Below are 25,263 nucleotides of genomic sequence, written 5' to 3'. Positions count from 1 at the left end.
AGGAGCAGAAACCATGAAGGCAGCGGTCGTACGAGCCTTCGGCGAGCCCCTGGTCATCGAGGACCGCCCCGACCCCGAACCCGGACCTGGCCAGGTCCGCATCCGAGTGGAGGCCTCCGGGCTGTGCCACACCGACATCCACGCCGCCCACGGAGACTGGCCCGTCAGGCCCAGCCCGCCCTTCGTGCCCGGCCACGAGGGCGTGGGCCTCGTCGAGGAGCTCGGCGAGGGCGTCACGCACCTGAGCATCGGCGAGCGGGTCGCCGTGCCGTGGCTCGGCAAGGCCTGCGGCCGGTGCGAGCACTGCCTCTCCGGCTGGGAGACGCTGTGCGAGCAGCAGATCAACACCGGCTACGGCTGCGACGGCGGCTACGCCGAGAAGATGCTGGCCTGGGCCGACTTCGCCCAGCCGGTACCGAAGGGTGTCACCGCCGTCGACGCCGCCCCGCTGACCTGTGCCGTGACCACCTACAAGGCGCTCAAGGTCGCCGACGTGCGGCCCTCTCAGCTCGTCGCGATCTCCGGGATCGGCGGACTCGGTCACCTGGCCGTGCAGTACGCGAAGATCGCCGGGGCCACGGTCGCGGCCATCGACGTCACCGACGAGAAGCTCGAACTCGCCGCCGAACTGGGTGCCGACCTCGTCATCGACGCCCGCAAGCACGACGTGGGCGAGGTGCTGAAGCGGTACGGAGGCGCACACGCGGCGATCGCGCTCGCGGTGAACGAGGCCGCCTTCGCCGCGGTCGACTCCGGGCTGCGGCGCGGGGGCAAGCTCGTCATGGTCGCCCTGCCCGCGCACGGCACCCTTCAGATCCCGATCTTCGACACCGTCCTGAACGGCACCTCGGTGATCGGCTCGATCGTCGGCACCCGGCAGGATCTCGCCGAGGTCTTCCGACTGCACGCGGCCGGGCGCACCGAGGTCATCTGCGAGACCCGCCCGCTGAGCTCCGTCAACGAGTCCATTGACGAGGTGCTGCGCGGCCAGGTCAAGGCCCGGATCGTCTTCGACCTCGGCACGGGACGGTGAGGGCGATGGACCTGCCGATCGTCGTCGGCGTCGACGGCTCCGAGCCCAGCCTGCGGGCCGTGGACTGGGCGGCCGACGAGGCCGTACTGCGCGGGACGCCGCTGCGGCTGGTATACGCCTCGCTGTGGGAGAGGTACGAGGGCGCCGCATTCGCCCAGGGCCTGGGCAAGCCGTCCGAGCAGGTGCGGGCCCAGGACATCGTGGAGACCGCCGCCCGGCGTGCCCACCGGCGTCAGACCGACCTGAAGATCTCCACCGAGGCTGTGCCCGAGGAGCCCGAGTACGCCCTGGTGCGGGAGAGCCGCAGCGCCTTGCTGCTGGTCACGGGCTCCCGAGGCCGCAGCGGCATCACAGAGGCGCTGCTGGGGTCGGTGAGCCTGACCGTCGCCGGGCACGCGCACTGCCCGATGGTTGTCGTACGGGGCAGTTACGACAACAAGGTCCGGCCAGGGACGCACGGCCGCGTCGTCGTCGGCGTCGGCGTCGGCGAGAGGCCCACGACCCCGGCAGCGGTGCGTTTCGCCTCCGACGAGGCGCGGCGGCGGGGCGCGGTCCTGGACGCCGTACGGGCCTGGCGGTGCCCCGCACACGAGACCACGGACCACCCCCTGCTCGCGGGGGAACCCGCGCGGATGCATGAGCAGCAGGCGGTAGAGGTACTGGAAAAGGCGCTGCACGACGTCCCCGCCGACGTCGAAACCCGCCGAGGCGCGGTCGAGGGCAACACCCGGCACGTCCTCACGGACGCCTCGCACGGTGCCGACCTCCTGGTCATCGGCGCCGAGCGTCACCACCGGCACTTCGGGCTCCAGTTGGGCCGGGTGGCCCATGGAGTGCTGCACCACTCGGCCTGCCCGGTCGCCATCGTGCCCGAGCGGGAGTGAGCATTCGGCACAGACGCCCGGCTCGGCGAGGCCGCCGCCGCAGTGGCTGACCCTTCCGGGCTTCGGGCTTCGCCGCCCTGCGATCCGAATCGACGACTTTCGGAGTCTTCCCATGTCGAAGGTGGAACACCAGAACGCCACCGCACTGACCGACGAGACCGACGACGAACTGCGCGCGCTCGACGCCCACTGGCGGGCCGCCAACTACCTGGCCGCGGGACAGATCTACCTGAAGGCGAACCCGCTGCTGACCCAGCCCCTCAAGCCCGAACACATCAAGCCGCGGTTGCTCGGCCACTGGGGCACCTCACCGGGCCTGAACCTCGTGTACACCCACCTGAACCGCGTCATCAAGGCGCGTGGGCTCGACGCGCTGTGCGTATGGGGCCCTGGGCACGGCGGCCCGTCCGTGCTCGCCGGCTCCTGGCTGGACGGCAGCTACAGCCAGACCTACCCGGACGTGCCGCGCGACGCGCAGGGCATGGAGCGGCTGTTCAGGCAGTTCTCCTTCCCCGGCGGTGTGCCCAGCCATGTCGCGCCGGAGGTCCCGGGGTCCATCCATGAAGGCGGCGAGCTCGGATACTCGCTCGCCCACGCCTACGGCGCCGCCTTCGACAACCCGAACCTGCTCGTCGCCTGCGTCGTCGGCGACGGCGAGGCGGAGACCGGACCGCTGGCCGCCTCCTGGCACTCCAACAAGTTCCTCGACCCCGTGCACGACGGCGCCGTCCTGCCGATCCTGCACCTCAACGGCTACAAGATCGCCAACCCGACGGTGCTGTCCCGCCTGCCCGAAGCCGAACTCGACACGCTGCTCAGGGGCTACGGCCACGAGCCGATCCACGTCACCGGCGCCGACCCCCTCGTGGTCCACCGTGCGATGGCACGTGCCTTCGACGAGGCACTGGACCGTATCGCCCTGATGCAGCGGTCGGCCCGCGAGGACGGCGTCAGCGAGCGAGTGCACTGGCCGGTGATCGTGCTGCGCACGCCGAAGGGCTGGACCGGTCCGGGCGAGGTCGACGGCCTGCCGGTGGAGGGAACCTGGCGCGCACACCAGGTCCCGCTCGCCGGCGTGCGGGAAAACCCGGAGCATCTGCGGCAGTTGGAGGCATGGCTGCGCTCGTACCGCCCCGAGGAGCTGTTCGACGTCGACGGCCGCCCCGTCCCCGACGTCCTCGCCTGCGTCCCCGAAGGCACTCATCGCCTGGGCGCCACCCCGCACGCCAACGGCGGGCTCCTGGTTCGCGACCTGCCCATCCGGCCTCTGGACTCCTTCGCCGTACCGGTCGACAAGCCGGGCACGACCCTGCACGAGCCCACCCGCGTCCTCGGCGACCTTCTTGAACAGGTCATGAAGGACACCCGGGCCCGCCGGGACTTCCGCGTCGTCGGCCCCGACGAGACCGCCTCCAACCGGCTCCAGGCCGTCTTCGACGCCAGCGGCAAGGCATGGCAGGCGCAGACCCTGCCGGTCGACGAGCACCTGGACCGGCACGGCAGGGTCATGGAGATCCTCTCCGAACACACCTGCCAGGGCTGGCTGGAGGGCTACCTCCTCACCGGCCGGCACGGGCTGTTCTCCTGCTACGAGGCGTTCGTGCACATCGTCGACTCGATGGTCAACCAGCACATCAAGTGGCTGAAGACGTCCAGGGAACTGCCGTGGCGCACGCCGATCGCCTCCCTCAACTACCTGCTGACCTCGCACGTCTGGCGACAGGACCACAACGGTTTCTCCCACCAGGACCCCGGCTTCGTCGACCACGTCCTCAACAAGAGCCCGGAGGTCGTCCGGGTCTATCTGCCGCCGGACGCCAACACCCTCCTCTCCGTCGCGGACCACGCCCTGCGCAGCCGCGACTACGTCAACGTGATCGTGGCCGGCAAGCAGCCCTGCTTCGACTGGCTGTCGATGGACGCCGCCCGCGCCCACTGCGCGCGGGGTGCCGGCGTCTGGGACTGGGCCGGCACGGAGAACGGCGGCGAGCCGGACGTGGTGCTCGCCTGCGCCGGCGACGTGCCCACCCAAGAGGTGCTGGCCGCGGCACAACTGCTCCGCCGGCACCTCCCACAGCTCGCCGTCCGCGTGGTCAACGTCGTCGACATGACCCGACTGCTGCCGCGCGAGGAACACCCCCACGGGATGACCGACTTCGAGTACGACGGTCTGTTCACCAAGGACAAGCCGGTGATCTTCGCCTACCACGGCTATCCATGGTTGATCCACCGGCTCGCCTACCGCCGCACCGGCCACCCGAACCTGCACGTGCGCGGCTACAAGGAGTCCGGCACCACGACCACGCCCTTCGACATGGTCGTCCGTAACGACCTGGACCGCTACCGGTTGGTCATGGACGTCATCGACCGCGTCCCCGGCCTCGCCGTGCGCGCAGCCCCCGTACGGCAGCAGATGGCCGACGCCCGCACCCGCCACCACGCCTGGATCCGCGAGCACGGCACCGACCTGCCCGAGGTCGCCGACTGGAGCTGGAACTCCTGAACGCCCCTGCCCCCGGAAGGAACTCGTCATCATGACCGTACGCGTCGGCATCAACGGCTTCGGCCGCATCGGCCGTACCTATCTGCGCGCGGCACTCGACCGTGCCGAGGCGGGAACCCAGGACGTCGAAGTGGTCGCCGTCAACGACATCACCTCGCCCGCCACCCTGGCCCACCTGCTGGAGTACGACTCGACGTTCGGGCACATCGGACGCGAGGTCGGCCACGACGACAGCTCGATCACCGTCGACGGGCGCCGCATCGGCATCAGCGCCGAGCGCGACCCGGCGGAACTGCACTGGTCCGACTACGGCGCCGACATCGTCGTCGAGTCCACCGGACGCTTCCGCGACCGCGACTCGGCCGCCCTGCACCTCAAGGCCGGTGCCCACACCGTCCTGTTGTCGGCGCCCGGCAAGGGAGTGGACGCCACCATCGTCATGGGCGTCAACGACGACACTTACGACCGTCACAGCGACCGGATCGTCTCGGCCGCCTCCTGCACCACCAACTGCGTCGCGCCCATGGTGAAGGTGCTGCACGAGGCCTTCGGCATCGACCGCGGCGTGATGACCACCATCCACGGCTACACCAACGACCAGGCCCTCATCGACGGCCCGCACAAGGACCTGCGCCGGGCCCGCTCGGCGGCGCTGAGCATCATCCCGACCAGCACGGGTGCGGCCCGCGCCGTGGGCCTCGTCGTGCCGGAACTGGCGGGCGCACTGGACGGGATCGCCGTTCGCGTGCCGGTGGAGGACGGCTCTCTCACCGACCTTGCCGTAGTCCTGAACAGTGAGGCGAGCGGGGAGGAGATCAACGAGGCGTTCGCCGCAGCAGCCGAGGGGCCCCTCAAGGGGATCCTGCGGGTCTCGAACGCCCCGATCGTCTCCCGCGACGTCATCGGCGACCCCGCCTCCTGCATCTTCGATCCCGCGCTCACGCAGGCCAACGGCACCCTGGTCAAGGTCTTCGGCTGGTACGACAACGAGTGGGGCTACACCAACCGGCTCCTCGACCTCACGGCCCTCGTGGCCGACGCCTGACACCCACCCTGGAGGGGACCGGTGCCGCCGATCACCGGTCCCCTCCGCATGCCTGGACGACCAGCGCCCGAGGTTGGGCCGACCGGCCCCCGGTGGACCCCGGACAGCCCATGGGCTTTATCGCCGATCCGCCGGACGCTCGAAGTGCGAAGAGGCTCGGAGGACCCACGATGACCACGACGAACGACCACGCGTTCGACCGACCCGCGGTCCACGCCCTGCTCACGGACGGCACCACCGTGTGCATCCGCCCCGTCGTGCCAGGCGATCACGAGCAGCTGGCGGGGCTCTACGAGGAGATGTCCCCGGAGAACCTGCGGCTGAGGTTCTTCGCCGCGAGCCGGCGCTCGGCCGCGGTGGCCGCCGACCGGGCCTGCGCTCCGGCCCGCTCCGGCTACCGCGCGCTCCTCGCGGAGACGCAAGGCCGCGTGATCGGCCTCGCCGAGTACGAGGCGGTGGACGAGGCGGACTGCGCCGAGGTCTCCATCGCGGTGGCCGACGGACTCCACCACCGCGGCGTGGGCACCCTGCTCGTCGAGCACCTGGTCTCCGCGGCCCGCGCCGAAGGCATCTCCACCTTCACCGCCGACGCGCTCAGCGAGAACCACGAAGTACTCCGCCTCTTCGCCGACCTCGGCCTGCGCACCGCCCGCCGCTTCGACGGCCCCGAGGTGCGCTGCACCGTCGCCCTCGACGAGGACGACACCTACCTGTCGGCCGTGGAGACCCGCGGGCGGCACGCAAACGTGGCCAGTCTCCAGTCCCTGCTGAGGCCGGACGTGGTCGCGGTCGTCGGTGCCGGACGCAAGCCCGGCTCGGTCGGCCGCGCGATTCTCCACCATCTGCACTCCGGCCGCTTCGCCCGACGCCTCTTTGCGGTGAACCCCAGCGCCACCTCGATCCTCGGCATCCCATGCCACCCATCGGTCACCGCCCTTCCCAAGACCCCTGACCTCGTGGTCGTCGCGGTGCCCGCCGCGGCCGTCCCGGCCATCGCCGAGGAGTGCGGTGAGGCCGGAGTGCGGGCGCTGCTCGTGGTGACTGCCGGCCTCGACAGCAACCAGGCGCAGGCACTGCTGTCGGCCTGCCGTTCCCACGACATGCGCCTCGTCGGGCCGAACTGCCTGGGCATCGCCAACACCGAGCCGGCACTGCAGTTGGACGCCACCTTCGCCGCAGGCCACCCGAGCCCCGGCAGCGCGGGCGTCGCCGTCCAGTCGGGCGGGGTCGGCATCGCTCTCCTCGACGGGCTGTCCCGCCTGGGCATCGGCGTCTCCTCCTTCGTCTCCCTCGGCGACAAGTACGACGTCAGCGGCAACGACATGCTCCAGTGGTGGGAGAGCGACGGCCGCACCGGCCTCGCGCTGCTGCACCTGGAGTCCTTCGGCAACCCGCGCGCCTTCTCCCGTACGGCCCGTCGGGTCACCCGCCGCATGCCGGTGCTCACCGTCGACGCCGGGCGCACCAACGCGGGCCGCCGCGCCGCCGCCTCGCACAGCGCGGCCGCCGCCACCCGCACCATGACCCGCCAGGCCCTGTTCACCCAGGCCGGCATCACCGCGACCCGCTCGATCGGCGAACTCCTCGAAGCCGCCGCCCTGTTGCACTCTCAGCCGCTCCCGGAGGGGGCCCGGGTCGCGATCGTCACCAACGCGGGCGGCGCGGGCGTCCTGGCGGCGGACGCCTGCGCGGAGGCCGGGCTCGCCCTGCCGGCGTTCAACCCCTCCACGGTCGACGACCTGCTCGCCGTACTGCCCGACGGCGCCGCGATCGGCAACCCCGTCGACGCCACCGCCGCAGTCATGGAGGAACAGCTCGGCGACTGCGTGGACCGACTCATGTGGCGCGCCGGCATCGACGCCGTACTCGTGGCCCTCGTCCCCACCGCGCTCGCCGAGGCCACCGGTGACGACCTGGTCCGGGCACTCACGCGGGCACCCGGACGCAGGGCCCGGCCCGTCGCCGTCGTACGCCTGGAACAGGCCCAGCCGGTCGAACTGCTGCCCGCAGCCGACGGCGGCACGATCCCCTCGTACGCCGAACCGCACGCGGCGGCACGCGCCCTCGCCCACGCCGCCCACCGCGCGGCCTGGCTCGCCCGCCCCGCCGGTACCGTCCCGGACCTCCAGGACATCGACACCCGCCGCGCGCAGGCGATCGCCGAGGAGTTTCTCCTCGCGTGTCCGGAAGGCGGCCGGCTCGACCCACGCATCTGCGCCAACCTCCTGTCCTGCTACGGCATCCCCCAGATCCCGTGGGCCTGGGCCGAGACGGAGGACGAAGCCGTCCTCGTCGCCGACCGGCTGCGCGGCTTCGACGGACGCGTGGTCATGAAGGCTGACTGGCCGGGACTGGTGCACAAGAGCGAGCAGCACGCCGTCCACCTCGATCTACGGGGAGACGTCCAAGTGCGCGCGGCGTTCCGGGACCTGGAGACACGATTCGCCGGCCTGATGACCGGAGCGGTCCTGCAACCCCTCGCCCCGCGGGGCATCGAACTGTTCGCGGGCGTCGTCCAGGACGAGGTCTTCGGACCGCTCGTGCTGTTCGGCCTCGGGGGTACCGCCACCGAGGTGCTCGCCGACCACGCGGCACGGCTCGCCCCACTGACCGACCACGACGTGCACGACCTGATCACGTCCCCGCGCTGCGCCCCGCTCCTGTTCGGCGCGCACGGCAACGTCCCCGTCGACCTCGAGGGCCTGGAACAGCTGCTGCTGCGGCTGTCCCGCATGGCCGCCGACCTGCCGCAGCTCGCCGAAGCCGACTTCAACCCGGTGCTCGCGGCACCGGGGCAGGTCACCGTGCTCGACGCTCGGATCCGCCTGCTGCCGCGCCGCCCCCACGACCCCTATCTGCGCCGACTGCGCTGAGGAGGACCCGCCATGGAGCACAACAAGATCGGCTCGGTGATGACCAGTGACGTCGTGCGGGCCGAGTCCGGCACCCCGTTCAAGGAGGTGGCGCGGCTGCTGGCCGACCACCGGATCAGCGGGCTCCCGGTGGTCGACGAAGATGACAAGGTCATCGGGGTCATCTCCGAGACGGACCTGATGACGCGCCAGGCGGCGGCCCCCGGGCCGTACGGGTCGAAGCCTCGCTTCCGGCTGGACGGCCTGACACGCGGCGCCCGGCGACAGGCCGCGAAGGCCAAGGCCCGCACCGCCGGTCAGCTGATGACCGAACCACCCGTCACCGTGCACGCCGACGACGCCATCGTCGAGGCCGCCCGGACCATGGCCCAGCGGCGCGTGGAACGGCTGCCCGTCCTCGACGAGGAGGACCGGCTGGTCGGCATCGTCACCCGGCGCGACCTGCTCCAGGTGTTCCTGCGGTCCGACCGGGAGATCCGCGACGAGGTCGTCCAGGAGGTGCTGGGGCGCACCCTGTGGCCGGCACCCCACAGCATCGGCGTCTCCGTCACGGAAGGGGTCGTCACCCTCACCGGCCACAGGGAGCGCAAGAGCGAGACGGAGCTCGCCGTATCGATGACTCGCCAGATCGACGGGGTGGTAGCCGTCGTCGACAAGCTCACCTGGCGCATCGACGACGCGCGGCTGCGGCCCGACGAGCGGGCACTGCAGGGCGTGGCCGACGACTGGCCGCGCCGACTGTGAGAGGAGGCGAACCACCATGACCGGCAAGGTACTGGTGGCCTACGGAACGACCAACGGATCGACCGCGCGGATCGCCGAGGCAATCGCCGACGTCCTGCGCAAGGACGGGCTCACGGCGGATGCGCTGCCCGCCCGGAGCGTGGCGAGCGTGTCTTCGTACGACGCCGTCGTGGTCGGCGGCGGACTGTACGCCGGACGCTGGCACAAGGATGCCCGCCGCTTCGTCCGCAAGCACGGCCGGGCTCTGGCCGAACGCCCGCTCTGGCTCTTCAGCAGCGGCCCCCTCGACCCCTCGGCCTCCGAGCGGGACATCCCGCCCGTGCCCGGGGTGAAGAAGGTCATGGCGCGACTGGACGCCCGGGAGCACGTCACCTTCGGCGGCTGTTTGGAGGAAGGGGCGAAGGGGTGGGTGGCCGGCATGATCCTGCGCTCCGGAAAGGGCGGCGACTTCCGGGACTTCACCGCGATCGAGAAGTGGGCGGGGCGTGTGGCCACCGACGCGAGGGGTGGTGAGTAGCGGCTGTCGCGGGACGCCCCTGGTGCCCGGCAGGCGGGCACCAGGGGCGTTTGCCGACGCCTGTCTCCGCGGGCACGACGGCGACGGGGCACACGGACTCACGCAGGTTTTCTCGTGCATTCGATCCCGGCTCGCCCCCTGAGCCCCGGCCCACGACCACCAACGCGGCGCCGGTAGAGGCACACGGAGAAATGGTCCGACAAGGCGGCGTCGCAGGGCCGCGCGGGACCCTCTCCCGGGCGCGGGGTGGGCCGTTCAGCCCATGGTCACAGACGGACCGGCGAAGTGGGCCGGCGTACGGGCCGACGCCATCGACAGCTGCGGGGTGAACCTCGAACACCCCGCCCAGGCCAACGGCACTGAGCAGCCACGCGGATGAAGGAAACCGCACGCAGGTCGAGTACCAGATCAGGGGATTGGCCGGAGGTCAGGGCATCGAGGCGCGCCGCGAGCGGTATCGCTGTCACGAGGTCGATCTCGCCGTGCAGCGCCGCAACCTGGAGTTGCGGGGCGATTCCGGCGCCCTCGTGCGGTGCCGTGCGTGTGGGGATGGTCGCGCACGTGCACAGCCCGCTGCTGGTCGTACGTGGACACCGTCAGCACGGCGACCGCTCCCGTATGTGCCGCTCGGGCGTGCTTCAGGCCTCGCCCGAGCGTCCGTCCGCGGTGAGCAGGATGGCCGTCACCAGGTCGGGCCGGATACGGATCGCCTGGTCCATGGCATGCTCCACCCACGGCTGCACCAACGCCCGGCAGTGGGCGAGATCCTCGGGGTCCGTCACCAGCCGGGCGTACCCGGTCACCACCACACTCCAGCCCAGATGTGTCCGCGGGTCGATGGCGTCCGCCTCGTAGGCGACGACGACTCCCGGGTCCCCGGCACGTTGAGTGTGCGAGGTCAGGGCTGCGCCCTCGTGGGTGCGGATCACGATGTCCCCGGCGTCCAGGGCGTGGTTGACCGGGCGTACGGTCGGCAGGGCGTGCCGGGTGAAGACGATCCTTCCCAGGGACACGCTGCCCAGCAGCCGCAGCGCCTCGGCGCCGTCGAGCTCGATGCGGCGACGCGGTCCTGCGAGGACCGGTCGGCTGTCGTCGTGGACCATGACGGGCTTCCGTTGGGGTGCGTTGCTCATTGCTGGGGCTCTCCACGCGGGGCGGAGCGACATCGCGGGGGATGGGTGCCGTTCCTGCGGCAACGGTCTCTCGGGCAATCGCCGGGTGCCAGGGCCGATCGGCCCCGATGAGGGACTGGGCGGCCGTTTCACATGCGCGGTGGATCGTCGGCCGCGCGCACTTCATGCCGTGGGCCGCGTCCTCACCGGCTGTCGCTTCCCTCGGCCCCGGACAACGCCGCCCGGCCCGCCTCCAGCCGCGCCACCGGAACGCGGAACGGCGAGCAGGAGACGTAGTCCAGTCCTGCCGCGTGGAAGAAGTGGACGGAGTCGGGATCGCCGCCGTGTTCGCCGCAGACCCCGATCGTCAGGCCGGGGCGCGCGGCGCGGCCTTCGTCCACGGCGATCCGGACCAGCCGGCCCACGCCGTGGCGGTCGAGGGTCTCGAAGGGTGAGGCGGGGAAGATGCCCTTGTCGAGGTAGGCGGAGAAGAACTCCGCCTCGACGTCGTCGCGGGAGAAGCCCCAGGTGGTCTGAGTGAGGTCGTTCGTGCCGAACGAGAAGAACTCGGCCTCCTCGGCGATACGGCCGGCGGTGAGCGCGGCGCGGGGCAGTTCGATCATCGTGCCGACCGGACATCGCACGGGCACACCGGATTCCTCGGACACCTCCGCCAGCGCTCGCTCCACTTCGGCGCGCTCGATCCGCAGCTCCTCCACGGCGCCGACCAGCGGCACCATGATCTCGGCATGCGGTGAACCGCCGGCTCGCGTACGGGCCACGACGGCCTCGGCGACGGCCCGTACCTGCATGGCGACCAGGCCCGGCACCACCAGGCCGAGGCGCACGCCGCGCAGACCGAGCATCGGGTTCTCCTCGTGCATGCGGTTCACCGCGTCGAGCAACTCGATGTCGTGCGGCTCCGGGTGTTCCGCGGCGGCGACTCGTACGGCGAGTTCGGTGCGGTCGGGCAGGAATTCGTGCAGCGGGGGATCGAGGAGGCGGATCGTGACGGGGAGACCGTCCATCGCTTCCAGGATCTCGGTGAAGTCCTGTCGCTGGAGCGGCAGGAGAGCGGCCAGTGCCCGTTCGCGGTCGGTGTCGTCGCGGGCCAGGATCATCTCCTCCACCAGCTTGCGCCGCTCGCCGAGGAACATGTGCTCGGTACGGCACAGTCCGATGCCCTGCGCGCCGAACCTGCGCGCGCGCCGGGCGTCTTCGGGCGTGTCGGCGTTGGCCCGCACCTCCAACCGCCGTACGGCATCCGCGTGTTCCAGAGCGCGGGCCACGGCGGTGACCACGCCCGCCGATCGTTCGCCGTTCTCCAGGAACCGCATGACCGCGGAGTCGGCCAGCGGGACCGCCCCCAGGTGGACGGCACCGTCGGAGCCGTCCACGGAGACGACCGTGCCCTCGGCGACGACCACGCCGTCGCGGGTGGTGAAGCGACGGGCCTCGGTGTCCACGGAGAGTTCCTCGGCGCCACACACGCAGACCTTGCCCATGCCGCGGGCCACGACGGCGGCGTGGCTCGTCTTGCCGCCGCGGCTGGTCAGGACGGCCTGGGCGGCGATCATGCCCGGCAGGTCGTCGGGGGTGGTCTCCTGGCGCACCAGGACCACCTTCTCGCCGGTCGCGGCACGCCGTACAGCCTCGGCGGAGTCGAAGACCGCCGCGCCGACCGCGGCACCCGGTGACGCCGGGATTCCGTGAGCGAGCGGCTCCCCGGCCGCGGAAGCCTCGAAGCGCGGGAACATGAGGCGGGCGAGCCCGTGGCCGTCCACCCGCGCCAGTGCCTCGTCCGCGGAGACGAGCCCCTCGTCGGTCAGCTCGGCGGCGATGGCGAACGCGGCCTCGGCCGTGCGCTTGCCGACCCGGGTCTGCAGCATCCACAGCGTGCCGCGCTCGATGGTGAACTCGATGTCGCACAGGTCCCGGTAGTGCAGCTCCAGGGTCCGCATGTGGGCGCGCAGCTGGTCGTACGACCGGGGATCGAGTCGCTCCAGCTCGGTCAGCGGAACGGTGTTGCGGATGCCGGCGACGACGTCCTCGCCCTGCGCGTTGGGCAGGTAGTCGCCGTAGAGCCCGCCGCGGCCGGTGGCCGGGTCGCGGGTGAAGGCGACACCGCTGCCGGAGTCGGGGCCGGTGTTGCCGAAGACCATGCGCTGTACGGTCACCGCGGTGCCCAGGTCGTCGGGGATGTGCTCGCGCCACCGGTACAGGCGGGCACGTTCGCCGTTCCAGGAACGGAAGACCGCGAGGATCGCCCGGCGCAGCTGTTCGGCGGGCGACTGCGGGAAGTCCTCCCCCGTCTCGTCGTGGATCAGCTGCTTGTACGCCTCCACCAGCTCGGTGAGGTCGTGTGCGTCGAGGTGCAGGTCGTCGGGGGCGTGGCGCAGCTCCTTGAGGGCCGCCATGGCGCGCTCGAACAGGGCGGCGTCGACACCCATGACCGTACTGCCGAACATCTGGACGAGTCTGCGGTACGAGTCCCAGGCGAACCGCTCACTGCCCGAGACCTTGGCCAGCCCCAGGACGGAGTCGTCGTTCAGGCCGATGTCGAGCACCGTCTCCATCATCCCGGGCATGGAGAACCGTGCCCCGGACCGGACGGACAGCAGCAGCGGGTCGTCGCGCTGCCCCAGCCGCCTGCCGGCGGCGGCTTCGACGGTCGACAGATGCCGGGAGACCTCCGCCACCATGCCGTCCGGTTCCGTGCCGGTGGCGAGGTAGGCCCGGCATGCGTCCGTGGTGACGGTGAAACCCGGTGGGACCGGCAGCCCCAGCCGGGTCATTTCGGCGAGGTTGGCGCCTTTGCCGCCCAGCAGGTCAGCCATGTCGCGGTGGCCGTCGTGGAAGTCGTACACGTAGCGGACCATGACGCTGTGCTCCTCGGCTCGTCGGGCACGGTCCGGCTCTCGGGCCGCCATCCATCTCCAGCGTCGGACGACGGCGGCCGGGTCGGCATGTGCCGGCCGTCCCCGCGGCAGGGCCGAACGGCCCAAGCGTCCGGCATGTGAGCAGGCCGCTGTGGGACCGCGTCCGTGTCCGATCCCGTACCGTCACGCGCCGCAGGCCGGTAGCGTGGCCATGACCGGAGCGGTCGGGGCCAGGCCGCCCACGGGATCTGAGGAGACGCAGGTGGGAAGCGCCGAGGAGCCCCGGGAAGCCCGCGTACGGCTGCCGCAGCTGAGGCTGGACGAGCTGCTGGAGGAGCTCCAGGCCCGGCTGGACGCGGCCCGCGGTACCCGCGACCGGGTGCACAGCCTGCTGGAGGCGGTGCTGTCCGTCGGCCGGGAGCTGGACCTGGAGCAGGCCTTGCACAGCATCGTCGAAGCCGCCGCCGTGCTGGTCGACGCCGAGTACGCCGCCCTTGGCGTGATCGGTCCGGACGGCACGCGTCTGTCGGCCTTCCACACCGTCGGGGTCACCGAGCGGCAGATCGCCGGGATCGGCCACTTTCCGGAGGGCCACGGCATCCTCGGCGAGCTGATCCACCATCCCGAGCCGCTGCGCCTGGCCAAGATCTCCGAGCACCCGTCGTCGTACGGCTTCCCGCCGAACCATCCGCCGATGAACACCTTCCTCGGCGTCCCCATCAGGGTGCGCGACCAGGTCTTCGGCAACCTGTATCTCACCGAGAAGCGGGGCGGTGCGCAGTTCGACGAGGAGGACGAATCCGTCTTGTCGACCCTGGCCGTGGCGGCGGGCGTCGCCATCGACAACGCCCGCCTCTACGAGGAGTCCAGGCTGCGGGAACGCTGGCTACAGGCCAACGCGGAGATCACGCACAGCCTCATGTCCGGCAGCGAGCGCGGCCAGGTCCTGGGACTGATCGCCGACCGCGCCCGGGAGATCACGGGAGCGGCACTGGCCGTGGTCGCCGTGCCGATGGAGGACACCGACTCCCTCAGCATGGAGCTCGCCATCGGGCCGGAGGCGGAGATGCTGCGCGGACTGGTGCTGCCCGTAGACGGAAGTCTGATCGGCGAGGCCTTCTCGACCGCCGCTCCCGTCACCACCCCGGATGTCTCCCAGGACGAACGCGTCTCGGCGGGCCCCCCGCGCTTCACCGGCCTCGGCCCTGCGGTCGCTGTTCCCGTCGGCACGGGCGAGGGCGGCGTACGGGGCGTCGTTCTGCTGATTCGCGAGGCGGGGCAGACGGTGTTCACCGGGAAGGAGATCGAACCGCTGCAGGGCTTCGCGGCGCAGGCCGCCGTCGCCATGGAGCTCGCGGAGCGCCGACGGGAGGCCGAGGAGGTCGCGGTGCTCAAGGACCGCGACCGCATCGCCCGCGACCTGCACGACCTGGCGATCCAGCGGCTGTTCGCCACCGGCATGACCCTGCAGAGTGCGGGCCGCTTCATCGAGCACCCGGAGGCCTCCGAGCGTGTGGTGCGTGCGGTGGACGACCTGGACGAGACCATCAAGATCATCAGGTCGACGATCTTCGGCCTGCGCTCGCGCGAAGGCACCGGCGGGACAGGGTTGCGGGCGCGTGTGGTGCGGGTCGCGGGGGAGGCGGCGCCGGTGCTGGGCTTCGCGCCCAGTCTGCGCATGGAGGGCCTGGTGGAGACTCTCGTGCCGCGCGAAGTTGCCGACCACGTGGTGGCCGTACTCTCCGAGGCCCTCACCAACATCGCCCGCCACGCCCACGCCGACCGCGCCGACGTCGCTCTCACGGCGGACTCCCGTCAGGTCCGCCTCACGGTCACCGACAACGGCGTTGGTGTCCCGGCCGACGGTCGCCGCAGCGGGTTGCGCAACATGGCCGAGCGGGCGCGGCAGTTGGGTGGGGAGCTGGAGCTGAGCGGTCCGGCCGACGGCGGCACCACCTTGGTGTGGTGGGCGCCGGTGCCGGCTGAATAGAGATCTCCGGCGGGGCGGCACCTTCGCCCGCTGCGGCCGGCTGCCGGCCGCAGCCGAGGCGACGGTGGATCGCGAGCTGGTGTCCTGGACGTCACGGCCCCAGTTGCAGGCGGACATGAGGACGATCCTGGTGCGGTGCGGCTGAGCAAGCGTTCGTGCCGCGCCGCACCTGGTGTGTGCAGCCGGTTCCCTGTCGCACTGGCGCCACCGTCGACTGCCGGTCCGCCGCGCGCAAAGGGCACCGATCCCTCGGATTTCAGAACCACTCGGACCAGAGGCATGGGCCGAACGTCCTCGTCAGGTGCCCACCCGCCTCTCGTGACCGCCGCCGACGGGTGCGACGGTGAGATCAGAGCCCCTGCTGTCCGACAGGGCAGCCTGACAGAAGGCGGTGAGGGCGATGACGCTCCCCCTGGTCGTCGGCGTCGACGGATCGGACGCGAGCCTGCTGGCCGTCGACTGGGCGGTGGACGAAGCGGCCCGCGGCGACCTGCCACTGCGGCTGGTGTACGCCTCCCTGTGGGAGCGTTACGAGGCCGCCGTACCGTCGACCGGACGCAAACGCCCCTCCGGGCGCGTGTTGGCCGAGCACATCGTCGCCTCGGCAGCCGAGCGAGTCGCACGGCGTGACCCGGATGTGAAGGTGACCACCGACATCGTCCCGGACGACGCGGCTGACGCCCTCCTGCGAGAGGGCAACAACGCCTTCGCCTTGGTGACGGGAGAGCGGGGCCGCGGTGAGCTCAAGGGACTACTCCTCGGGTCGGTGGGCCTGGCCGTGGCGGCCCGGGCGCACTGCCCGGTGATTGTGGTCCGGGGCGACAAGGCGGGCCTGGCCGGCACCCACGGGCGGGTCCTGTTCGGCGTTGGAGATCCGGCCGCATGCGGCAAGGCGATGTACTTCGCTTTCCGTGAGGCCGAGGCACGGGGGTGCACCCTGGACGCCGTACGTGCCTGGCGTTGCCCCTCCTACGAAGGCGCCGACCATCCCGCCCTCGCTGCGAATCCCCTGCACGAGCACGAGGAGCAGGCAACGGCCCAGCTCGATGAGATGCTGCGCGACGCCATGGCCGAACACCCGGACGTCCGGGTACACCGAACCACTGTCGAGGGGCCGGCCCGCAGGATCCTGGTAGACCGCTCGGCAGCCGCAGACCTCGTCATCATCGGGGCACGTCGTAGGCACGGCCACTTCGGCCTGCAACTCGGCCGCGTGAACCACACCCTGCTGCATCACGCGTACTGCCCGGTCGCAGTCGTCCCGCAGCTGGCGTGAACGTCGTCAGTGGACCACTCATGAGGGGAGCAGCGATGACCGTCCCAGCCCCCGCCGTCGTCGCACCCGTGCTGTGTGACGTCCGGGCGGTCGTTCTCGGCGTGGCGTCATTGCCCTCCGAACGGCTCGCGTGGGCCTACACCAGCCGTCCTCGCACCTATGAGGTGCCCCAGGGAGGTGACGGTCATGATCGGGCCAGTCGTGGCCGGTGTCGACGGTTGGCCCGAGGGCTTTGCCGCAGCCGACTGGGCGGCCAGGGAAGCCCTTCGCCGAGGGCTGTCACTCCGGCTCGTGCACGCCTGGGAGTCCGGGGCTGCCGGAGGGCGCCCCGAGGCGGCGCTGCCGGAGCTGAGGGCCCCTCAGTACCGCGCCCGCCATGTGCTGTCCAAGCGTGCTGCCAGGCGCCGCCCGCTTCTGTCCGGCCGTGGAGGACGACGCCGTCCACCTCGAGCCGGCGCAGGTCGCAGTCGGCGGCGAGCCCTGCCCGCGTGAAGATCAGAGCCAGTGCCAGACCCGCCAGGACCGAGCCCGGCGCGATGCCGGCGAAGGTGTCGGTGAAGGCGCGGCCGAGGGTCACGGCCGGGTTCAGTCGGCTGGCGCGGGCCAGGCAGAAGATCAGCAGGATCAGGCGGGCAGTCGCGACGACTTCACCGAGGGTATGAGGACGCCGTCGACGTCGAGGAGCGGATAGGCCGGGCGCATCGGTTTCTCCCAGGGGAGCCGGGGCGGGGGCAGAGATTGCGCGCGGTGATCAGGAGGGCGGTGGGGCCGGCGGCCACCGTGGCGGGCGTCGTGGAACTCCTGGGCCGAGGTGAGCCAGAGGCCCGCGCGGTTCGCCCACGAGGGAGAGCACCTCAGCGTTCGTGATGTGAAGTCACCGTGAACTGCGCCCCGTCCGGATCCCGCAGCACAGCCTCGTCGCTGCCCTTGGACAGCACACTCCCGCCGTGCAACTCCGCGGCCCGCATGCAACCGTCCACGTCGGCCACCGCGAAGTGAACCTGCCAGTGCGGCCGAATCGTGGGATCCGGCGCGGCCTCCAACGCGCCCGACTCGATGCGCGCCACGACGTCGCCACCGCTGCGCAGCACGACCTCCCCACCCTCGTAACGGACCTCGCAGTGGCCGGGCCGGTCCGTGGCCCAGTCGAGGACCTCGCCGTAGAACATCGCGGCGTCGAAGGCGTCACGGGTGTGCAGGCGGATGAACGTGGGTGCGGCGCGGTGCCAGGTCTCCCAGTGGGAGATGAGTTCCCCCTCCCAGATGCCGAACGTCGCCCCGTCCCGGTCGGCCAGCAGCGCCGCCCGCCCGGGCGGCAGGGAAAGCGGTCCGACGGCCGTGGTGCCGCCGCGCTCCTGCACCCGTGCCACCGCCTCGTCCGCGCTGGGCACGGCGAAGTACGGCGTCCAGGCCACGGCCATCTGCCACATCGAGGCGACCGCGGCGATCCCCGCCACCGGCACGCTCTGCGCCAGCGCGACCCGGAAACGGTCGCCCAGCTTGGCCGGCCGCCAGCGCCAGCCGAGCACGGCCGAGTAGAAGTCCTGGGTGGCCTCCAGGTCGCGGCTGGTCAGACTCACCCAGCAGGGTGCGCCGAAAACGGAGTGGGTGGACACGACCTCGGCCGTGCCGCGGGAGTTTCTCGCATCGTTCATGGCAGTCGCGTCCTGGTCTCGCCCGACCGGCGGCCACCGGTTCTCTCCCAGTGTCCGGCCGGAACCGTTCCGAGGCCTGTCGAGTACCCCCGGCAGAGCGCCGAAACGGCCGAGGAGCCGCCCTCCGCCTCACTGGCAGGCGACCGGCAAAGCGGCGAAAATGGGGGCGTGGCACCGACACCGAACGAGCCCGCCGACAAGAGCGAGACCGACCGGATCCTCGAGTTGGAGGAGGAGGTCGGCCAGCTCAAGGAGGCGGTCGTCTCGCATGCCGTCGTGGACCAGGCCATCGGCATGGTCGTCGCGCTCGGGCGAGTGGCGCCGGACCAGGGGTGGGCGGTGCTGAAGGAAGTCTCCCAGCACACGAACATCAAGCTCCGCCGGGTCGCGGAACTGATTCTCAGCTGGGGCCGCGACGGGAGGATGCCGCCCGAGATCGGCGTCGAGCTCGAAGACGCCCTCGAACGCTACGGCCCGACGCAGATTCCGGGATCGTCACAGGACTGACCGCTCGCCCCATGATTACTCGACCCTCGGGGATTCGACCGAGGGTCAACGTGCCTCGGCGAGCAGTTCCTCGCGCAGGTGGGCGAAGCAGCCGCTCAGCAGCCTCGACACATGCATCTGGGAGATGCCGAGCTGCTGCGCGATCCGGCTCTGGGTCATCCCGCCGAAGAACCGCAGGTAAAGGATGGTCCGCTCGCGCTCCGGCAGCCGCTGCAGACACGGCCTGACGGCCACCCGGTCGACGACCACGTCGTACGCCGGATCCGGACCGCCGATCGCGTCCCCCAGCGCGTAACCGTCCGTGCCCGGCATCTCCGCCTCCAGCGACAGCGCGGAGAAGCACTCCAGGGCCTCCATCCCGGTGCGCACCTCGCACTCGGTCAGATGCGCGTGCTCGGCGATCTCGGGGATCGTGGGCGCGCGGCCCGGGGTCTGCTGGGCCAGCTCCTTCGCGGAGCTCCGTACCCGGTTGCGCAGGTCCTGGACCCGGCGTGGCACGTGCAGCGTCCACATGTGGTCGCGGAAGTGCCGCTTGATCTCGCCGGTGATGGTGGGCACCGCGTACGCCTCGAAGGCGTGACCGCGGGCCGGGTCGTAGTGGTCGACGGCCTTCACCAGTCCCAGGGCGGCCACCTGGTAGAGGTCCTCGAGGGACTCGCCGCGGCCCTTGAACCGGACGGCGATCCGCTCGGCCATGGGCAACCAGGCCCGGACCAGTTCGTCCTTGAGCGCTTTGCGCTCCGGCCCGTCGGAGAGTCCCACGAGCCGATCGAACGCTTCGGCGGTGTCGGGGGCGTCGTCGTGCGGATGCTGCTTCGTTCTGGTGGTGGCACCCATGAGTGCGCACCTCCCTCAGCAGGTGCTGACTGGACAGACACCATGGGAGGCGCGGACTCGGACCTCGTGGAGACACCCAGGGACCTGGCGGGCCGGCTCCCACGGACGTGCCTCCGGTCCGAAGCACAATCAGGAGATTTCCCTCTTTTAGGGTACACGAAACAAATTTCGTGAATGCGACTACGTGTTGTCGCCGAATGACGGTGTGTTGGTCGGTAAACGGGATGCCCGTTGCCCTTCCTTGGGCCATTACCTCTGTTACAGAGGTAATCTCGGAAGCATGACGCAGGAGCCCTTTCCCGAGGACCTGGCAGACGCGCTCGTCGGGGTCCAGCGGCTGATCCGGCGCAGACTGCGGCGGGAGATGCCCGACCTGCGGCTGCGCGGTGCCGAGGTGGAGCTGTTGCGGCTGGTCGTGGAGCGGCCCGGCATCGGGATCTCGGATGCCGCCAAGGAGCTGTACCTGGCGGGCAACTCGGTGTCGACGCTGGTCAACCAGCTGGCCCGGCAGGGCTCTCTGGTCCGAGAGACGGACCCGGCCGACCGGCGCGCCGCCCGGCTGCTGCCCACGCCCGCGGCCGAGGCACGGCTCGGCGAATGGCGCAGGCGTCGCGCCGATCTCGTACGAGACCGGTTGTCCCGCCTCGACGGGGCCGACCGGGAGACGCTGCTCGCGGCCGTCCCGGCGCTGCGCAGACTGGCGGACACGCTGCGCGAGGAGGGCGAGCGACCATGACACGAGACGTCGCCGAGGCCGTGCTCTGCACCGGGCTCGCCTACTCCTTCGGGGCGACCACCGCGGTGGACGGGCTCGACCTGGCCGTGCGCGAGGGCGAGGTCTTCGGGCTGCTCGGTCCCAACGGCGCCGGGAAGACCACGGCGATCCGCTGCATGACCACGCTCCTGCCGGTGCCCGCCGGAATGGTCCGCGTCTTCGGCCACGACGCCGCGGGCGACCGGATGGCCGTACGGCGCCTGCTCGGCTACGTCCCACAGCAGCTGTCCGCCGACGCGGGCCTCACCGGCCGGGAGAACGTCGCCCTGTTCGCCCGCGTCTTCGACGTGCCCCGCCGCGAACGCGCCGAGCGGGTCGGCCAGGCGCTGGCCGCCGTCGGTCTCGCCGACGCCGCCGACCGGCTCGCCGGCACCTACTCCGGCGGCATGGTCCGCCGGCTCGAACTCGCCCAGGCCCTGGTCAGCGCGCCCCGGCTGCTGATCCTCGACGAGCCGACCATCGGCCTCGACCCGATCGCCCGCACCGGCGTCTGGGAGCACATCGGCGCCATCCGTGCCGCCACCGGCATGACGGTCCTGGTCACCACCCACTCCATGGACGAGGCCGACCAGTACTGCGACCGGCTCGGCCTGATGCACCACGGCCGCATCCGGGCCCTCGGCACCCCGGCCGAGCTCAGGGAAGGGCTCGGCGCGCGTCGGCGTGCGGCGGGCGCGGCCGCCACGGACCCGCTGCCCACGCTGGAGGACGTCTTTCGCGACGTCGCCGGCAGTGGACTCGACGAGAGTTCAGGAGACTTCCGCGATGTCCGAAGTACCCGCCGCACCGCACGCCGCGTCGGCTGACCGGGCCGCACCCGCCGGCATCGACCTGCTGCTCTCGCCGCCCGAACCCCGCGCCGGCTGGCGGCTGCTGCCCGCCCGTGTCCTGGCCCTGTGCGCCGTCGAGCTGCAGAAGCTGCGCCACGACCGCACCGAGCTGTACACCCGCGCGGTCCAGCCCGCCCTGTGGCTGCTGATCTTCGGCCAGACCTTCACCCGGCTCCGGGCGATCCCCAGCGACGGCGTCCCCTACATCGACTATCTGGCCCCCGGCATCATCGCCCAGTCCGCGATGTTCATCGCCATCTTCTACGGCATCCAGATCATCTGGGAGCGCGACGCCGGCATCCTCAACAAGCTGCTCGTCACCCCGACGCCGCGCTCGGCGCTGATCACCGGCAAGGCGTTCGCGGCCGGGGTGAAGTCCCTGGTCCAGGCGGTCGTCGTGATCGTCATCGCCGCGCTGCTCGGGGTGGCGCTGACCTGGAACCCGCTGAAGCTGCTCGGCGTCGCCGCGGTCGTCGTGCTCGGGTCCGCGTTCTTCGCCTGCCTGTCGATGACCATCGCCGGCATCGTCCTCAGCCGCGACCGGCTGATGGGCTTCGGGCAGGCCATCACGATGCCGCTGTTCTTCGGCTCCAACGCCCTGTACCCGCTGTCCGTGATGCCGGGCTGGCTCCAGGCGGTCAGCAAGGCCAACCCGCTCAGCTACCAGGTCGACGCCCTGCGCGGCCTCCTCCTCGGCACCCCCGCACACCTTGCGCTCGACTTCGCCGTCCTGCTGGTGGCCGCCGCGGCCGGCATCACCGCGGCCTCCTCGCTGCTGGGCCGACTGGCCCGGTGAACCCGGCTTGCCGATCTTGTCGTGGAACGTGATGTGCGGCACGTGGGTGAACACGGCCGCCGGACCAGAAAGCGGATTCTGCCTGCCCACGGCTTGATCGGTGATCAAGGGGGCGAATGGGCTGGCCACTGCGCATTCTGCTCATTTGACAGTGCACTGAGCGCAAAGATAGGAAGCAGCTCTCTGGGTCGAGAGGTGGATTGTGTACGAGCCGAACGTGGTCGGGGACTGGCACGAGTACGACGAGCATGCCGGTCTGCGTGTCCGCGTCCACCGCCTGGAAGCCGCCGAGCCGCCGCGCGGACGGGACGACGCCGCCGAAGGCCTCACGTACTTCAGGGTCCGTGTCACCGTCGAGAACCGCGGCGAGAGGCACCTCGGCATCCACCTCGAGGACGGCCAGATCGACGTGCGGATCGGCGGCGACGGCGAGGCCGCGTTCATCGACTGGCGCAACTCGCAGTTCATCGAGGGCTTCGACGTCTATCCGCTGCGCCGGGCCACCGCCGTGCTGTACGCCGCGGGCCCGGAGGCGAGCCTGAGCCAGGTCGACGTGCAGATCCAGCTGCGCGTCGAGGAGGAGTGGGCCGACCGCCGGCTGTGGACCGGCGGTCTCGGCCTGCAGGAGGGTGCCGTCGGCGCCCACGCCGCCACCTTGCGGGACGGTCTCGCGCTCCAGGTGAGCAACTTCCTGCGGGACCAGGCCGAAGAGGGCACCGCCTGACGCGCGAGCCCCTCCGTGTGGGCGCCGCCTGACGCGCGAGCGCCCTCGGGGGCCGGGCGTGTCAGTGCGGGATGCCGTCGATGATCTCGCGGGCGCCCTGCCGCAGCAGCGCGACCGCCACCGACGTACCGAGCGTGGCCGGGTCCAGTCGGCCCGCCCACTCGTGGGCGTTCAGCCGCGTCTTGCCGTCCGGGGTGAACACACAGGCCCGCAGTGAGAGCTCGCCGCCGCGGTCCACGCGCGCGTACCCGGCGATCGGGCTGTTGCAGTGCCCCTGCAGGACGTGCAGGAACATGCGCTCGGCCGTGGCCTCCCGGTAGGTGTCCGGGTCGCCGAGGCCGCTGACCGCGTCGATGAGGTCGGTGTCGCCCTCCCGGCACTGCAGCGCGAGGATGCCTGCGCCGATGGGCGGCATCATCACCTCGGGGGAGAGGACCTCGCTGATCACGTCCGTCCGGTCGATGCGTTCGAGGCCGGCCACCGCCAGAAGCAGTGCGTCCGCCTCACCCGCGGCCAGCTTCTCCAGCCGCCGGTTGGCGTTGCCGCGGAACGGCACGCACTGAAGGTGCGGGTGAGTGGCGGCCAGTTGGGCGACGCGGCGCACCGAGGAAGTGCCGATCCGAGTCCCGGCCGGCAGCTCGTCCAGCGTGCGGCCGTCCGGGTGGATGAGGGCGTCCCGGATGTCGTCCCGCTTGAGGAACGCGGCGAACGTCGTGCCGGCGGGCAGCGGCCGGTCGGCGGGGATGTCCTTGACGCAGTGCACGGCGAGATCGGCCTCGCCCGCCAGCAGCGCCGCGTCCACTTCCTTGGTGAACGCTCCCTTGCCCTCGACCTGGGACAGATCGCCCATCCACTTGTCACCGGTCGTCTTCACCGGCACGACCTCGGTGCGCACACCGGGATGCAAGGCCGCCAACTCGGCGCGGACGCGCTCCACTTGGGCGAGCGCCATCGGCGAGTCGCGGGAGACGATACGGATCAGTTCAGGGACGGACATGCGGACACGATAGACCGTCACAACCCCGCGTCCGCACGGTACCGCCCCATTCCCGCCCCGCCCTTGCCCCGCGCGCCGTCCTCCCCGGCCGCCCGCACCGCAAGGCCCAGCACCGCGAGGGCGCTCACCGTCAGCAGCCCTCCGACCAGGAACGTGCCGCGCACCCCGACCACGGACAGCAGCGCGCCGCCGAGCAGCGCACCGGCGGCGATGCCCACGTTGTAGGCGGCCGAGTTGGCCGCGAGGGCCGTCTCGGTGCGGCCCGGCGCCACCTGGAGCACCCGGCTCTGCGTCGCCATGAAGGCGGGCGCGACCGAGGCGCCCAGCAGCATGAGCAGCACGACGCTCAACGCCGGGACGTGACCCGTCGCCCAGAGGCCCAGCAGCGCCACCGCCTGGGCCGCCACCGGCACGGTCAGCGTGGCACGCGGATACCGGTCGAGGAGCGGCCCGGCCACCATCACCCCGGCCAGCGCCGCCCCGCCGAACGCGAACAGCACGGCACTCACCGCATCCTCCCCGAATCCGCTCACCTCCTCGAGGAAGGCGACGACATAGGTGAACCCGGCGAAGGCACCTGTCACCGACAGGGCCGTGACGGTCAGGACGACGGCGAACCCGCGCCGGTCGGGGGCCGCGCCGTACGCGGCGTGGCCGTCCTCCGGGCGGGACGACGGCAGCAGCACGCCGATGACCACGAGCGAGACCAGGGCCAGCACGCCGAGCAGCACGAACGGCGTCCGCCAGCCGGTGTGCCCGCCCAGCCAGGTCCCGGCCGGAACCCCGGCCACCGTGGCAAGGGAACCGCCGACCGACAGCAGCCCGATGATCCGCCCCCGGCGCTCCGACGGGAACAGGCCGACCGCGACAGGCCCCATCACCGCCCAGAACACCGCCTGCGCCAGTGCCGTGGCCACCCGCGCGGCCAGCAGCACCCCGTACGTCACCCCGTCCAGCGCCGACACCCAACTCGCCACGGCGAGCAGCCCCAACAGCCCCGCGAGCAGATACCGGCGCGGCACGGCCCGGGTGACATGGGCGAGGGGCAGCGACACGACGGCCACCGTCAGGCCGTACCCGGTGACCAGGGCGCCCACGGCCGCGAGCGACACCCGCAGGTCGTCCGCCATGAGCCCGAGCAGCCCGACCGGCAGGTTCTCGGTGGTGTTGAAGGTGAACGCCGTCAGCATCAGCGCCGCGACGACGGCGGCACGCCGCCAGGATGCAGGACCTACGCTGCCCATCCAACCGCCTTTCCGACAGGGGAAGTCGGGGCAAGCGTGCAG

21 protein-coding genes and 1 pseudogene are annotated in these 25,263 nt (G+C 71.5%); 15 read left to right on the top strand and 7 right to left on the bottom strand.

The window, feature by feature from the left end; translation table 11 throughout:
• Positions 1-13 precede the first annotated feature (13 nt).
• From ABD932_RS29325 to ABD932_RS29295, 7 genes are all read left to right on the top strand, one after another.
• Positions 14-1,033 carry a zinc-dependent alcohol dehydrogenase gene (locus tag ABD932_RS29325; protein ID WP_345017057.1) on the top strand — a complete coding sequence of 340 codons (1,020 nt, stop codon included), beginning with the start codon at positions 14-16 and terminating at the stop codon, positions 1,031-1,033.
• Between the two features lie 5 nt (positions 1,034-1,038).
• Positions 1,039-1,917, top strand: a complete 879-nt coding sequence (locus ABD932_RS29320; protein ID WP_345017055.1) for a universal stress protein — start codon at positions 1,039-1,041, stop codon at positions 1,915-1,917.
• Between the two features lie 112 nt (positions 1,918-2,029).
• Entirely contained in the window at positions 2,030-4,420 is a 2,391-nt protein-coding gene (locus ABD932_RS29315; RefSeq protein ID WP_345017053.1) for a phosphoketolase family protein, read from the top strand.
• Between the two features lie 31 nt (positions 4,421-4,451).
• Positions 4,452-5,465: a type I glyceraldehyde-3-phosphate dehydrogenase gene (gene gap, locus ABD932_RS29310; protein ID WP_345017051.1), complete on the top strand. Its 1,014-nt coding sequence runs from the start codon at positions 4,452-4,454 to the stop codon at positions 5,463-5,465.
• A gap of 170 nt (positions 5,466-5,635) precedes the next feature.
• Positions 5,636-8,338 (top strand): bifunctional acetate--CoA ligase family protein/GNAT family N-acetyltransferase, encoded by a 2,703-nt coding sequence (locus tag ABD932_RS29305; protein ID WP_345017049.1) that lies wholly within the window; start codon positions 5,636-5,638, stop codon positions 8,336-8,338.
• A gap of 12 nt (positions 8,339-8,350) precedes the next feature.
• Positions 8,351-9,082, top strand: a complete 732-nt coding sequence (locus tag ABD932_RS29300; RefSeq protein WP_345017047.1) for a CBS domain-containing protein — start codon at positions 8,351-8,353, stop codon at positions 9,080-9,082.
• A gap of 16 nt (positions 9,083-9,098) precedes the next feature.
• Positions 9,099-9,599, top strand: coding sequence for a flavodoxin domain-containing protein (locus ABD932_RS29295; RefSeq protein ID WP_345017045.1), 501 nt, complete (start codon positions 9,099-9,101; stop codon positions 9,597-9,599).
• Between the two features lie 638 nt (positions 9,600-10,237).
• Here the strand turns inward: ABD932_RS29295 and ABD932_RS29290 are convergent.
• Positions 10,238-10,732, bottom strand: a complete 495-nt coding sequence (locus ABD932_RS29290) for a pyridoxamine 5'-phosphate oxidase family protein (protein ID WP_425587532.1) — start codon at positions 10,730-10,732, stop codon at positions 10,238-10,240.
• 182 nt (positions 10,733-10,914) lie between these two features.
• Positions 10,915-13,590, bottom strand: coding sequence for a pyruvate, phosphate dikinase (ppdK, locus tag ABD932_RS29285; protein WP_345017043.1), 2,676 nt, complete (start codon positions 13,588-13,590; stop codon positions 10,915-10,917).
• Between the two features lie 262 nt (positions 13,591-13,852).
• Between ppdK and ABD932_RS29280 the strand changes: the two genes are divergently transcribed.
• The 3 genes from ABD932_RS29280 (at position 13,853) to ABD932_RS44050 (ending at position 17,348) form a co-directional block, all read left to right on the top strand.
• Positions 13,853-15,580: a sensor histidine kinase gene (locus ABD932_RS29280; RefSeq protein ID WP_345017041.1), complete on the top strand. Its 1,728-nt coding sequence runs from the start codon at positions 13,853-13,855 to the stop codon at positions 15,578-15,580.
• 400 nt (positions 15,581-15,980) lie between these two features.
• Positions 15,981-16,856, top strand: coding sequence for a universal stress protein (locus ABD932_RS29275; protein WP_345017038.1), 876 nt, complete (start codon positions 15,981-15,983; stop codon positions 16,854-16,856).
• 159 nt (positions 16,857-17,015) lie between these two features.
• Positions 17,016-17,348 (top strand): universal stress protein, encoded by a 333-nt coding sequence (locus tag ABD932_RS44050; protein WP_425587531.1) that lies wholly within the window; start codon positions 17,016-17,018, stop codon positions 17,346-17,348.
• Here ABD932_RS44050 and ABD932_RS29265 read toward each other — a convergent pair.
• A pseudogene (locus ABD932_RS29265) lies at positions 17,329-17,511 on the bottom strand (aquaporin family protein); the annotation flags it as partial. The gene ABD932_RS44050 and the pseudogene ABD932_RS29265 sit on opposite strands and share 20 nt — an antisense overlap.
• A gap of 199 nt (positions 17,512-17,710) precedes the next feature.
• Entirely contained in the window at positions 17,711-18,511 is an 801-nt protein-coding gene (locus ABD932_RS29260; RefSeq protein WP_345017036.1) for a VOC family protein, read from the bottom strand.
• A 168-nt stretch (positions 18,512-18,679) separates the two neighbouring features.
• Here ABD932_RS29260 and ABD932_RS29255 point away from each other — a divergent pair, with 168 nt between their 5' ends.
• Positions 18,680-19,018: an ANTAR domain-containing protein gene (locus ABD932_RS29255; RefSeq protein ID WP_345017033.1), complete on the top strand. Its 339-nt coding sequence runs from the start codon at positions 18,680-18,682 to the stop codon at positions 19,016-19,018.
• 45 nt (positions 19,019-19,063) lie between these two features.
• Here the strand turns inward: ABD932_RS29255 and ABD932_RS29250 are convergent, their stop codons facing one another.
• Entirely contained in the window at positions 19,064-19,855 is a 792-nt protein-coding gene (locus ABD932_RS29250; protein WP_345017030.1) for a SigB/SigF/SigG family RNA polymerase sigma factor, read from the bottom strand.
• Between the two features lie 280 nt (positions 19,856-20,135).
• Here ABD932_RS29250 and ABD932_RS29245 point away from each other — a divergent pair, with 280 nt between their 5' ends.
• From ABD932_RS29245 to ABD932_RS29230, 4 genes are all read left to right on the top strand, one after another.
• A complete protein-coding gene (locus tag ABD932_RS29245; RefSeq protein ID WP_345017028.1) occupies positions 20,136-20,591 on the top strand; it encodes a MarR family winged helix-turn-helix transcriptional regulator in 456 nt (151 codons plus the stop codon).
• Positions 20,588-21,436, top strand: a complete 849-nt coding sequence (locus ABD932_RS29240; protein ID WP_345017026.1) for an ABC transporter ATP-binding protein — start codon at positions 20,588-20,590, stop codon at positions 21,434-21,436. The genes ABD932_RS29245 and ABD932_RS29240 overlap by 4 nt, the downstream gene beginning before the upstream one ends.
• A complete protein-coding gene (locus ABD932_RS29235; protein ID WP_345017024.1) occupies positions 21,396-22,256 on the top strand; it encodes an ABC transporter permease in 861 nt (286 codons plus the stop codon). Before ABD932_RS29240 ends, ABD932_RS29235 begins: the two co-directional genes overlap by 41 nt.
• 202 nt (positions 22,257-22,458) lie before the next feature.
• On the top strand, positions 22,459-22,980 hold the full coding sequence (locus tag ABD932_RS29230; protein WP_345017022.1) for a hypothetical protein: 522 nt from the start codon (positions 22,459-22,461) through the stop codon (positions 22,978-22,980).
• Between the two features lie 61 nt (positions 22,981-23,041).
• On the opposite strand, the gene hemC is transcribed toward ABD932_RS29230, so the two are convergent.
• Both hemC and ABD932_RS29220 read right to left on the bottom strand, forming a co-directional pair.
• Positions 23,042-23,977: a hydroxymethylbilane synthase gene (gene hemC / locus ABD932_RS29225; RefSeq protein ID WP_126398264.1), complete on the bottom strand. Its 936-nt coding sequence runs from the start codon at positions 23,975-23,977 to the stop codon at positions 23,042-23,044.
• A gap of 17 nt (positions 23,978-23,994) precedes the next feature.
• Positions 23,995-25,221, bottom strand: a complete 1,227-nt coding sequence (locus tag ABD932_RS29220) for an MFS transporter (protein ID WP_345017018.1) — start codon at positions 25,219-25,221, stop codon at positions 23,995-23,997.
• Positions 25,222-25,263: the final 42 nt, after the last annotated feature.

Origin of the sequence: Streptomyces shaanxiensis, assembly GCF_039537145.1 — a bacterium.
GTDB classification, from domain to species: domain Bacteria; phylum Actinomycetota; class Actinomycetes; order Streptomycetales; family Streptomycetaceae; genus Streptomyces; species Streptomyces shaanxiensis.
Note: the sequence above shows the minus strand (reverse complement) of the source record. Positions and strands in the feature narration are given on the sequence as shown.

Coding starts and splice junctions, on each gene's coding strand:
- ABD932_RS29325 (WP_345017057.1), top strand. CDS start 14: ATGAAGGCAGCGGTCGTACGAGCCTTCGGCGAGCCCCTGGTCATCGAG.
- ABD932_RS29320 (WP_345017055.1), top strand. CDS start 1,039: ATGGACCTGCCGATCGTCGTCGGCGTCGACGGCTCCGAGCCCAGCCTG.
- ABD932_RS29315 (WP_345017053.1), top strand. CDS start 2,030: ATGTCGAAGGTGGAACACCAGAACGCCACCGCACTGACCGACGAGACC.
- gap (WP_345017051.1), top strand. CDS start 4,452: ATGACCGTACGCGTCGGCATCAACGGCTTCGGCCGCATCGGCCGTACC.
- ABD932_RS29305 (WP_345017049.1), top strand. CDS start 5,636: ATGACCACGACGAACGACCACGCGTTCGACCGACCCGCGGTCCACGCC.
- ABD932_RS29300 (WP_345017047.1), top strand. CDS start 8,351: ATGGAGCACAACAAGATCGGCTCGGTGATGACCAGTGACGTCGTGCGG.
- ABD932_RS29295 (WP_345017045.1), top strand. CDS start 9,099: ATGACCGGCAAGGTACTGGTGGCCTACGGAACGACCAACGGATCGACC.
- ABD932_RS29290 (WP_425587532.1), bottom strand. CDS start 10,732: ATGAGCAACGCACCCCAACGGAAGCCCGTCATGGTCCACGACGACAGC.
- ppdK (WP_345017043.1), bottom strand. CDS start 13,590: ATGGTCCGCTACGTGTACGACTTCCACGACGGCCACCGCGACATGGCT.
- ABD932_RS29275 (WP_345017038.1), top strand. CDS start 15,981: ATGACGCTCCCCCTGGTCGTCGGCGTCGACGGATCGGACGCGAGCCTG.
- ABD932_RS44050 (WP_425587531.1), top strand. CDS start 17,016: ATGAGGTGCCCCAGGGAGGTGACGGTCATGATCGGGCCAGTCGTGGCC.
- ABD932_RS29260 (WP_345017036.1), bottom strand. CDS start 18,511: ATGAACGATGCGAGAAACTCCCGCGGCACGGCCGAGGTCGTGTCCACC.
- ABD932_RS29250 (WP_345017030.1), bottom strand. CDS start 19,855: ATGGGTGCCACCACCAGAACGAAGCAGCATCCGCACGACGACGCCCCC.
- ABD932_RS29245 (WP_345017028.1), top strand. CDS start 20,136: ATGACGCAGGAGCCCTTTCCCGAGGACCTGGCAGACGCGCTCGTCGGG.
- ABD932_RS29240 (WP_345017026.1), top strand. CDS start 20,588: ATGACACGAGACGTCGCCGAGGCCGTGCTCTGCACCGGGCTCGCCTAC.
- ABD932_RS29235 (WP_345017024.1), top strand. CDS start 21,396: ATGTCCGAAGTACCCGCCGCACCGCACGCCGCGTCGGCTGACCGGGCC.
- hemC (WP_126398264.1), bottom strand. CDS start 23,977: ATGTCCGTCCCTGAACTGATCCGTATCGTCTCCCGCGACTCGCCGATG.
- ABD932_RS29220 (WP_345017018.1), bottom strand. CDS start 25,221: ATGGGCAGCGTAGGTCCTGCATCCTGGCGGCGTGCCGCCGTCGTCGCG.